Raw genomic sequence first — 11,896 nt, 5'->3', positions numbered from 1 at the left:
CCGTCCAGGAACTGGAGGGACCCGCGTGGATGACCGCACGGAACCCACCGTTGGCCGAGCCCCGGGTTCGCCGAAGAACACCGAGGAAGAACTTGTTTCCTACCTCCGGCGGGCCACGGGCGACCTGCGGCGCACCCGGCAGCGGCTGGCCGAGTTGGAGGCGGCGGAAAGCGAACCGATCGCGGTGGTGGCCATGGCGTGCCGCTTTCCCGGTGGTGTCGCCTCGCCCGAAGACCTGTGGAACCTGGTCGACACCGGTCGGGACGCTGTCGCGCGGTTCCCGGCCGACCGGGGCTGGAGCGAGCGCTTCCGCCCGCTCGGCGGCCCGCTGGACGGTGCCGCCGAATTCGACGCCGAGTTCTTCTCGCTGCCCCCGCGCGAGGCACTGGCGATGGACCCGCAGCAGCGGGTGCTGCTGGAGACCACGTGGGAAGCGGTCGAGCGAGCCGGGATCGACCCGGCGCGGCTCCGCGGCAGCGACACCGGCGTGTTCGTCGGCATGGCGGACCAACGGTACGGCCCGTCCGACGAGGACGCGCTCGACCAGGTGCGCGGGCACGTGCTCACCGGGACCACGACCAGCGTCGCCTCCGGGCGGGTGGCGTACACGTTCGGCTTCGAAGGCCCCGCCGTCACAGTGGACACCGCCTGCTCCTCGTCACTGGTTGCGCTCCACCTCGCGGTGCGGTCGCTGCGCGCGCGGGAGTGCTCGTACGCGTTCGTGGGTGGCGCGGCCATCCTGCCCAGCACCCGGCTGTTCGACGAGTTCGCCGCACAGGGCGGGTTGGCCGCCGACGGCCGGTGCAAGTCCTTCGCCGCCGCCGCGGACGGCACTGGTTGGGGCGAAGGCGTTGCTGTCCTGCTCCTGCGCCGACGCTGCGACGCGCAGCGGGACGGCCAGCCCGTGCTGGCCCTGGTCCGCGGCAGCGCGGTCAACCAGGACGGGACGTCGAACGGTCTGACCGCGCCCAACGGTCCGGCCCAGCAGCGGCTGATCCGCACGGCGCTCGACGACGCCCGGCTCAGTCCCGGGCAGGTGGACGCGGTCGAGGCGCACGGCACCGGAACACGACTCGGTGACCCGATCGAGGCGAAGGCGCTGCAGGCCGCCTACGGTGACCGCCCCGAGGACCAACCGCTGTGGCTCGGTTCGGTCAAGTCCAACATCGGCCACACCCAGGCCGCCGCCGGGCTGGCCGGTGTGATCAAGATGGTGCTGGCCCTCCGGCACGGTGTGCTGCCGCGCACCCTGCACGTGGATGAGCCCACTCCGGCGGTGGACTGGTCAGCAGGCGCTGTCCGGCTGCTGACCGAGTCGCGCCCGTGGCCGAACACCGGTCGTCCCCGCCGGTGCGGGGTGTCGGCGTTCGGGATCAGCGGAACCAACGCGCATGTCGTGCTGGAACAGGCCGCCGAGCCGCAACCGTCACCGCGGTCCGCTGACCCGAGGCCGGACCTGCCGCTCGGGTGGCTGCTGTCGGCCGCGAACGCCGGCGCCCTGCCCGCCCAAGCAGACCGGTTGCGGCAGTTCCTCGAAGGACGCGACATCGAGCCGGGAGACGTCGCGGTCTCCCTGGCGCACGGCAGGGCGCGGCTGGCGCATCGGGCCGTGATCGTCGGGGTCGGGCGCGACGACCTGGCGGGCGGGCTGGACAAGCTCGCCACCTCGGCCGCCGACCCCAGGGTGGTCCGCGGCCGGATCAGGCCGGAACACCGGCTCGCGGTGGTCTTCACCGGGCAGGGGACGCAGCGACCGGGCATGGGGCGGCAGCTCTACCACGCGTTCCCCACCTATGCCGAGGCGTTCGACGAGGTGTGCGAGCACCTGGACCCGTGGCTGGGCCGGCCGCTGGCGCCCCTCGTGTTCGACGGTCCGCAGGACGTGCTCGACCAGACCCGCTACACCCAGCCCGCGATGTTCGCGCTGGAGGTCGCGTTGTTCCGCCTGGTGGCCAACGCGGGGGTGCGGCCGGACGTCCTGCTGGGCCACTCCGTCGGCGAGCTGGCCGCCGCGCACGTGGCCGGCGTGCTGTCGCTCGCGGACGCGTGCGCCTTCGTGGCCGCGCGCGGCCGGATGATGTACGCCCTGCCGAGGGGCGGCGCGATGCTCGCCGTCAATGCCCGCGAGGCGCAGGTCGGCGCACTCATCGCGGAGTGCGGTGCGATCGGCCACGTCTGGGTGGCCGCGGTCAACGGCCCCCACTCGGTGGTGGTCTCCGGTGTCCGGGAGCACGTCGCCGGGGTGGCACGGGCGTGTGCGGAGCGCGCGCACCGAACCCGCTGGTTGCCGGTCAGCCACGCGTTCCACTCCGGGCTGGTGGAGCCGGTGCTCGACGAGCTGCGCGCGGTGGCGGCAGGACTGCGGTTCGCCCCGCCCCGGATTCCGGTCGTGTCAACGGTGACCGGCAGCGAGTTGACCGCTGACCAGGCTTGCTCGCCGGAGTACTGGGTCCGGCAGGCCCGGGACACGGTCCGGTTCGCCGACGGGATCCAGCGGCTGGCCGAACTCGGCACCACCGCGTACCTGGAACTGGGCCCTGACGGGACGCTGACCGCCGTGGCCAGGGAATGCCTCGGCGACAGCGGCCGCACGGACACCGAACCGACGGTGACCCACGCGCTGCACCGCGATCGCGCCGAGCCGGTCGCGGTGCTGACCGCACTCGCCGAGCTGTACGTCCGCGGCGTGGCCGTGGACTGGACCAGCGTCATGGCTGGCCGTGGCGTGGCCGGGGCGGAGCTGCCGACCTACGCCTTCCAGCGGCAGCGGTACTGGCTGCCGCCCACCCCCGGCGCGGAACCGCCAAGGGTGCACCGGCCCCCGACGGCGACCACCGCTCGGCCCTCCGCCGGGCTGGCCGCACTCGAACCCGCCGAACTCGAACCGCGTCTGCTGGAGCTGATCACCACGCACACGGCGGTGGTGCTCGGGCACACCTCGGCCGAGGCGTTCGAGCAGGACCGGGCGTTCCGGGAACTCGGATTCGACTCGCTGAGCGCGGTCCGCCTGCGGGACGCCCTGGTCGAGGAGACCGGGTTGGCGCTGCCGACCACGGTGGTCTTCGACCATCCCACACCGGTGGCGCTGGCGAGGTTCCTCCGCCAGGCGGTACTCGGCGGTGCTGACACGCCCACCACCGCGACGGCCCGGTCCCGGCGGGACACCAGTGCGGACCCGGTCGTGCTCGTCGGTGTGGCCTGCCGCTTTCCCGGCGGCATCACCGATCCCGACGGGCTGTGGCGGCTGGTCAGCTCCGGCCAGGAGGCCATCGGCCCGTTCCCGACCGACCGGGGCTGGGATCTGGGCGCGTTGCGGGCGAGGGGATTGCCGACGGCTGGTGGCTTCCTCGCCGATGTCGCCGGGTTCGACGCCGACTTCTTCGGCATCGCGCCGCGGGAGGCGCTGGCCATGGACCCGCAGCAGCGCCACCTGCTGGAGGTGTCGTGGGAAGCCGTGGAGAACGCCGGGATCGTGCCGGCCGCGCTGCGCGGCAGCCGGACCGGTGTCTTCGCCGGGGTCGCCGGATCGGACTACCAGGCCCTGCTGACCACGGTCCCGGACGTGGAGGGGCACCTGCTCACCGGGACCGCCCCGAGCGTGCTGTCCGGCCGGGTCGCCTACGCCCTCGGCCTGGAAGGCCCGGCGATCACCGTGGACACCGCGTGTTCGTCCGCGCTGGTGGCGCTGCACCTGGCGACCGGCTCGCTGCGCAGCGGCGAGTGTGACCTGGCGCTGGTCGGCGGGGTCACGCTGATGTGCACGCCGACGGCGTTCGCCGAGTTCGCCCGCCAGGGTGGGCTGGCTCCGGACGGCCGCTGCAAACCGTTCGCCGACGCCGCGGACGGCACGGCGTGGTCCGAGGGGGTCGGGGTCGTCGTCCTGGAACGCCGCTCGGACGCGCTGCGGCACGGGCACCGCGTCCTCGCGACGATCCTCGGCAGTGCGGTCAACCAGGACGGGGCGTCCAACGGGCTCACCGCGCCGAACGGACCGTCGCAGCAGCGGGTGATCCGCGCGGCGTTGGCCGACGCCGGCCTGCTGCCATCCGACGTGGACCACGTCGAGGCGCACGGCACCGGGACCAGGCTCGGTGACCCGATCGAGGCGCAGGCGGTGCAGGCCGTCTACGGCGACCGACCCGCCGACCGGCCGCTGTGGCTGGGATCGGTCAAGTCCAATCTGGGCCACGCCTCAGCGGCGGCCGGGATCGCCGGACTGATCAAAACCGTCCTGGCGATGTCGCACGGCGTGCTTCCCGAGACGCTGCACGTCGACACCCCGACCACGCACGCGGACTGGTCGGCCGGCACGGTTCGGCTGCTCACCGAGGCGCGGGCGTGGCCGGCGCACGACCGACCACGTCGGGCGGGGGTCTCCGGCTTCGGCATGAGCGGTACCAATGCGCACGTCATCGTCGAGCAGGGGCCGCCAGCGCCGGAAGCGGAACCGGTGAGCGGTGAGCCGGAACTCGTGCGGCCCTGGGTGCTGTCGGCGAAGACCCCGGAAGCGTTGCGGGCCCAGGCGGGCCGGCTCACGGCGCTGACCGCGCCGGTCGCCGACGTCGAGCGGGCCCTGCTGGCCCGGTCGGTGTTCGAGCACCGCGCGGTAGTGCTCGGCGCGGCGCGGGAGGAGTTCACCGCCGGGCTGCGCGCGGTGGCGGACGGGGTACCGGGCCGCCGCGTCGTGGTGGGCCGTGCTGCCGCACCCGACCGCGAGCCGGTGTGGCTGTTCTCCGGGCACGGCGGCATGTGGCTGGGCATGGCGACCGAACTGCTGGAGACCAGCCCGGTGTTCGCCAGCCGTTGGGCCGAGTGCGCGAGTGCGATCGGCTCCTGTGTGGACTGGTCGCTCACGGACATCGCCGGGACCCCCGAGGCCGAGCGGGTGGACGTGAGCCAGGTGCTGCTGTTCGCCGTCCAGGTGTCACTCGCCGAGGTGTGGCGCTCGTACGGGGTGCGGCCCGCCGCGGTGGTCGGGCACTCGGTCGGTGAGGTCGCCGCCGCCTGCGTGGCCGGGGCCCTGTCCCTTGACGACGCGGCGCGGGTGATCACGGCACGGGCCAGGGCTCTGGCGAAGCTGGCGGGCAGGGGTGGGATGGCCGCGGTTGCCCTGCCGCCCGTGCCGGCCGAGCGGTGGCTGCGACGCTGGGACACGCTCACCATCGGCGCGGTGAACGGCACCTCTTCGGTCGCGGTGACCGGAGAGCTGGCGGCACTGGACGACATGCTGGCCGAAGCGGCACGACAGGGGATCGTGGCCAGCCGGGTCTCGATCGGGTACGCCGCGCACAGCCCCCAGGTGGAGGACGTCCACGACGAGCTGGTGGCCGAGCTGGCCTCGATCCGGCCGGTCGCGGCGACGATCCCGTTCTACTCGACCGTGACCGGCGACCGGTTCGACACCACCGGACTCGATGCCCGGTACTGGTACCGCAATGCACGGGACACCGTCCTGCTGGCACCCGTCGTCACCGCGTTGGCCGAGCAGGGACATCGCGTGTTCGTCGAGCTGGGTCCCCATCCCGTGCTGGCGGTCCCGGTCGCGCGGACCGTGGAGGCGGCTGGCGCGGATCCGGTGGTGGTGGGGAGCCTGCGCCGCGACGACGGAGGTCTGGCGCGGGTGCTGACCTCACTGGCCGAGCTGTGGGTGTCCGGTGTGGACGTTCGCTGGCCGGTACCGACCGGTGCGGGGGTGGCCAGTGTGCCCGGCTATCCCTTCCAGCACCGGCGGTTCTGGCCGGAGCCGGTCTCCCGTGATCCCGATCGCTACCGCGTGCGGTGGCGGGCACTGCCCGACTGGGACACCGGCGAGACCGGGGCTGCCCCGACGACCGGCACCTGGTTGGTCGTGGCCACGGAGCGGCAGCGCGACGACCGGACGGTCGCCGCGATCGTGCAGGCGCTGGGGGACGGGGCTGTCGCGGTGTTCGTCGACGGTGCCGGGGACCTCGTGGAACGGGTCCGTGGGGTGGGCGACGGAATCAGCGGAGTGCTGTCCCTGGTGGGCATGGACCGCACCCCGCACCCGGCGCACGCGGAGGTGCCGGCAGGTCTCGCCCTCACCCTCGCGCTGGTTCGGGCACTGGGCGAGGTCGGAGTCACCGCGCCGCTGTGGTGTGCCACGCGCGGTGCCGTCGGTGTGCCCGGCGACGCCGGTCCGGCAGACCCCGGCCAGGCCGCGGTGTGGGCACTGGGGCGCACCGCCGCGCTTGAACACCCCGACCGCTGGGGTGGGCTGGTCGACCTGCCAGAACAGGTGAGCGGCCAGGTGATCGACCAGCTGGCCCGTGTCCTCGGCGGAGAACGGCGCGAGGACCAGGTGGCGTTGCGGGCCGACTCCGTGTTCGGCCGCCGCGTCGTGCGGGTGCCGGCCGGCGGTGAACCGTGGCGTCCACGAGGGACCGTGCTGGTGACCGGCGGCACCGGTGCCCTCGCCGCCCACGTCGCCAGATGGCTCGGCCGCAACGGCGCGGAGCACGTGGTGCTGGTCGGCCGCAGGGGCGCCGACGCACCCGGTGTCGAGGACGTGGTGGCTGATCTGGCCGCACACGGTGCCCGCGCCACGGTCGCCACGTGCGACCTGACCGATCGCACGGCGGTCGCCGCCCTGGTCCAGAACATCGAGTCGGACGGCGAACTCATCCGCGCCGTTGTGCACGCGGCGGGAGCGGGGGTGCTGCGATCCCTCGCGGACGCGAGCGTCGCCGACCTCGCGTACTGCCTGTCGGCCAAGGTGGCCGGAATCGAGAACCTGGAGGCCGCGCTCACCCCGGAGCACCTGGACCGGGTCGTCTACTTCTCCTCCATCACCGCGGTGTGGGGAGCGGGGGAGCACGGCCCGTACGCCGCGGCCAACGCGGTGCTGGACGCCAGGGCGGAGCGCAGGAGTGCCGACGGCGTGCCCACCTGCTCGGTGAACTGGGGGCCGTGGAGCGGCGCCGGCATGGCCGACGACCCGCGCTACGCAACGCTGCCCGCCCGAGGTATCCGCATGCTCGATCCGCTCGACGCCGTCGCCAGGATGGCAGACGCGCTCGGCGCGCCGGGCGCGTCGGTGGTGGTCGCCGACGTGGACTGGCCGCGGTTCGCCACCGTGTACACCGCGGCACGGGACAGCCGGCTCTTCGACGAGATCGCCGAGGTCGGTGCGGCCAGGGAGGACAGGGGAAAGGACCACCCGGACGTGGCCCCTGGCGGGTGGCGCGCGGACCTCGACTCCACCCGCCGGTCCCGTGCGTTGCGGGACCTCGTGCGGGAGGAGGTCGCCGTCGTGCTCGGACACGGCGGCCCCGAGGAGGTCGACCTCGCACGCCCGTTCACCGACGCCGGATTCGATTCGCTGATGGCCCTGGAGCTGCGGGATCGGTTGCGCACGGCCACCGGTCTGTCGCTGCCCGCGTCGCTGGTGTTCGACCACCCGTCGGTGTCTGCTCTGGCGGAGTTCCTCGACCAGCGCATGCACGGCGAGAGCGGCCAGCGCGAGACCACCACCACGCGCGGGTCCACAGTGGACGCCGATGATCCGGTGGTGATCGTGGCGATGGCGTGTCGCCTGCCCGGCGGCATCGACGACCCGGACGGGTTGTGGGAGGCGCTGTGCGCCGGCGCGGACATGATCAGCGAACCGCCGGCCGACCGCGGCTGGCCGAGCGAACCCGGTTATCTCGGCGGGTTTCTCGCCGACGCCGGCCACTTCGATCCCGCCTTCTTCGGTATCGCCCCGAGGGAGGCCATGGCGATGGACCCGCAGCAGCGGCTGCTGCTGGAGAGCGCGTGGGAGGTGCTGGAACGCGGTCGGATCGATCCGGTCTCGCTGCGCGGCAGCCGGACCGGGGTCTACCTGGGACTCAGCGACCAGGCGCAGATCGGTCGGCTGCTGCGCTCCGGTGCGGAGTACCTCGGGTACCTGGCCACCGGCGGGACCTCCAGCGTCGCGTCCGGCCGGATCGCCTACAGCCTCGGGCTCGCCGGCCCCGCGCTCAGCGTGGACACCGCCTGCTCGTCGTCGCTGGTCGCCCTGCACCTGGCGGCGCGGGCGCTGCGGGCCGGCGAATGCGACCTGGCGATCGCCGGCGGGGTCACCGTGATGTCCGAGCCGACCGCGATCCTCGCGCTCGGCACCCAGGACGGCCTCGCCGAGGACGGCCGGTGCAAGTCGTTCGCGGCGGCCGCGGACGGCACGTCGCTGGCCGAGGGAGTCGCACTCGTCCTCGTCGAGCGGATGTCCGACGCCCAGCGGCTCGGCCATCCGGTGCTCGCCGTGCTGTGCGGCACCGCCACCAACCAGGATGGCGCCTCCAACGGACTGACCGCGCCGAACGGCACTGCGCAACAGCAGGTGATCCGGCAGGCGTTGGCGGACGCCGGCCTGCGGCCCTCCGATGTGGACTACGTCGAGGCGCACGGCTCGGGCACGAGGCTCGGCGACCCGATCGAGGCGCAGGCGATCGAGGCCACCTACGGCGACCGGTCCGGCGGTGCTCCCCTGCTGCTGGGGTCGCTGAAGTCCAACGTCGGCCACACCCAGGCGGCCGCCGGCGTCGCGGGTGTCATCAAGACCGTGCTCGCGATGCGGCACGGAATGCTGCCCATGACCCTGCACGTGGACGAGCCCACACCGCACGTGGCGTGGTCCGGCGGAGTGGAGCTGGTGACCGAGCCGACACCGTGGCCGCGCACGGGAAGACCCCGGCGGGCCGCGGTCTCCTCGTTCGGGATCAGCGGTACGAACGCGCACGTCGTGCTGGGCGAGGCGGCTGCGGAGACGTCAGCAGACACCTCGCCCGGCGCCAACGCGCCCGTCGGCTGCGAACGCGGCCTGGTACCGGTCATCGTGTCGGCGCGGGATGAGGCGGCACTGCGCGCGCAAGCGGCACGGCTGTCCGATCTGGACGGTGAAGCCGTCCGGGACGTCGCCTACTCCCTGGCCACCACGAGGGCGGTGCTGGCGAAGAGCGCGGTGTTCGTCGCGCGCGGAGTCGACGAGCTGCGCGCCGGGCTGGACCTGGCCAACGCGGTGATCGAGGAACCGACCGACGGTGGCCTGGCGTTTCTGTTCTCCGGCCAGGGAGCCCAACGGCACGGCATGGGACGATCGCTGTACGCGGCGTTCCCGGTGTTCGCCTCGGCCTTCGACGACGCGGTGGAGGCGGTGGCCGGTCACGTCGACCCATACCTGCGTCGCCCGCTGCGCGAGGTGCTGTGCGCCGAGGACGATCCCGAGCTGATCAACCAGACCGGCTACGCCCAGTCCGGGTTGTTCGCCGTGGAGGTGGCCCTGTTCCGGTTGCTGGAGCACTGGAGCATCCGGCCGGACTTCCTGCTCGGGCACTCGATCGGCGAGCTGGCCGCGGCACACGTGGCCGGTGTGTGGAGCCTCGCTGACGCGGGCCGGGTGGTCGGCGCGCGGGCGCGGCTGATGCAGGCACTGCCGTCCGGCGGGATGCTGGCGGTGGCGGTCCCGGAGGACACGGCCGTGCAGCGGCTGTCCGGCCTGACCGACCGGGTCGGCATCGCGGCGGTGAACGGCCCGGCGTCGGTCGTGCTCTCCGGTGACGGCGAGGTGCTGGAGCGGCTCGCCGCCGGGTTCGTCGATGACGGCGTCCGCGTCCGGCGGCTCACCGTGTCGCACGCCTTCCACTCCCCGCTGGTGGAGCCGATGCTGGCGGAGTTCGGGGCGGTGTTGCGCGACGTGCGCTGCCACCAGCCGGCTCTGCCGGTGGTGTCCGGACTGACCGGGAAACCGGCCGACCTGGGCGAGCCGGACTACTGGGTCCGGCAGGCCAGGCGGGAGGTCCGGTTCGCCGACGCCGTCGCGACGCTGGTCGCGGAGGGCACCCGCACCATGGTGGAGATCGGTCCGGACGCGGTGCTGACCGCGGCCGCGCAGGAGTTGCTCGCCGACACTCCGGCGGTCTGCGTTCCGACCGCCCGGCGGGACCAGGACGAGGTGTCGACCGTGCTGACCGCGGCGGGTCGACTGCACGTGCGACACCGCTGCGTGGACTGGCGCGCGTTCTTCGCCGATGCGAAGCAGATCGACCTGCCCACCTACGCGTTCCAGCGCGAGTACTACTGGCTGGGTGACCCCGGCGCGGACCACCCGGTCGCGGTCGCCGGCGCGGCTCCCGCCGAGTTGTACGTGCCGGGTTGGGAGCCGGTGACCGCTGAGCCCACACCACCGGCAGGCGATTGGAGCGTGCTGGGCGACCCGGTGCTGGCCGAGGCGCTGGGCGCGACCGCCTGCTCCGACCTCGACGCGCTGCGCCAGGGCACGTCGTTCGTCCTGCTCCCGGTCGCCGCCGCCCCCGGCCCGCTACCCGATGGTGCTCGGCACGTCACCCTGCGGGTCCTGGACGTGGTCCAGCGGTTCCTCACCGCGGCACACCTCGCTGACGCGCGGCTGGTGGTGGTCACCCGTGGCGCGGCGAGCGAGCCGGTGTCGGCTGCGGCGTGGGGGTTGCTCCGCTCGGCACAGCTGGAGCACCCGGGTCGCGTCGTGCTGGTCGACCTCGGCGACGGCGAACCGGGGCAGCTGACCGACGCGGTCGGGTCGGCGCTGGTCGCGGGCGAGTCACAGGTGGCTCTGGTTGGCGGGAAGCCACAGGTGCCCAGGCTGACCACGCTGACCACGCACATCGGCAGGCCGGCAGCACGGCCGCCGGTGGCGGGCACGGTGCTGGTCACGGGCGCGACAGGACGGCTGGGCCGCGAGGTGGCACGCCACCTCGTCACGGCGCACGGAGTCCGGAACCTGCTCCTGATCAGTCGCCGCGGCGGCCAGGACGACCTGTCGGACGAGCTGATCCAACTCGGCGCGCACACAGCCGACGTGGTCGCTTGCGACGTCGCGGACCGGTCTTCGCTGGCCGAGCTGATCGCCGGACTGCGACGCCCCCTGACCGCCGTCGTGCACGCCGCGGGCGTGGTGGATGACGCGGTGATCACCTCGCTCTCCGCGGCGCACGTCAACAACGTCTTCAGGTCCAAAGTGGATGGAGCGGTGAACCTGCACGAACTCACCGCCGATCTGAACCTGAGCCGGTTCGTGCTGTTCTCGTCCGCCACGGGCACTCTCGGCAACGTGGGTCAGGGCGGTTACGCCGCCGCGAACGCCTTCCTGGACGCACTCGCCAGCCATCGAAGGGCACTCGGCCTCCCGGCGACCGCGGTCGGCTGGGGACCGTGGCGGACCGGCGGTATGACGAGCGCGCTCGCCGAGGTGGACAGGAGGCGGCTGGCGCAGTCCGGTGTGGTCCCGCTGTCGACGCGGGAGGGGCTCCGGTTGTTCGACGCGGCCTGGAACGGCGACGAGGCCGTTGTCCTCCCGCTGCGCCTGAACCCGTCGGTGCTGCAAGCCAGGGAGCAACCGCTCCCACCGGCGCTGCGCGACCTGGCCGGGAGCCGCACCGACCAGACGCCCTTCGCGCAACGCCTCGCGGCCATGGCCGGCGAGGAGCGGTCCCGTGCCCTGCTCGACGTGGTGCGCGGCAAAGTGGCCGCCGTGCTCGGCCACGCGTCGCGAAACCACATCGACCCGGACGCTCCGTTCGCCACCATGGGATTCGACTCGCTCACCGCGGTCGAGCTGCGCAATGCCCTGGCTGCCTCGGTCGGGGTTCGGCTCCCGGCCGCGCTGGTGTTCGACCACCCCACGCCCGCCGCGCTCGCCGGATACCTGGAGTCCGCGGTCGCCAGCGACGGGCCGGGGCCACAGCTGCCGGTGCTGGCCCAACTCGACCAGTTGGAGGCCGCGGTCGCCGCACTGGACCGGGACGGGCCGCTGCGGACCCAGGTGGTCGACCGGCTGCGCGCCCTGGTCGCCGCCTGGAGCACCGGCACCGACGAGCGGTTCTTCGAGTTCCTGCGTACCGAGTTCGGTACCCGTTGAGCGCAC

1 protein-coding gene is annotated in these 11,896 nt (G+C 73.6%); it reads left to right on the top strand.

The features are described 5' to 3' along the window. Positions 1–25: 25 nt before the first annotated feature. On the top strand, positions 26–11,890 hold the full coding sequence (locus LX83_RS36305; RefSeq protein WP_253780352.1) for a type I polyketide synthase: 11,865 nt from the start codon (positions 26–28) through the stop codon (positions 11,888–11,890). The last annotated feature ends 6 nt before the right edge of the window (positions 11,891–11,896 follow it).

This window comes from Goodfellowiella coeruleoviolacea (assembly GCF_024171785.1).
Lineage (GTDB): Bacteria > Actinomycetota > Actinomycetes > Mycobacteriales > Pseudonocardiaceae > Goodfellowiella > Goodfellowiella coeruleoviolacea.
The sequence above is the reverse complement of the archived record's forward strand: the minus strand, read 5'-3'. Positions and strand labels throughout refer to the sequence as shown.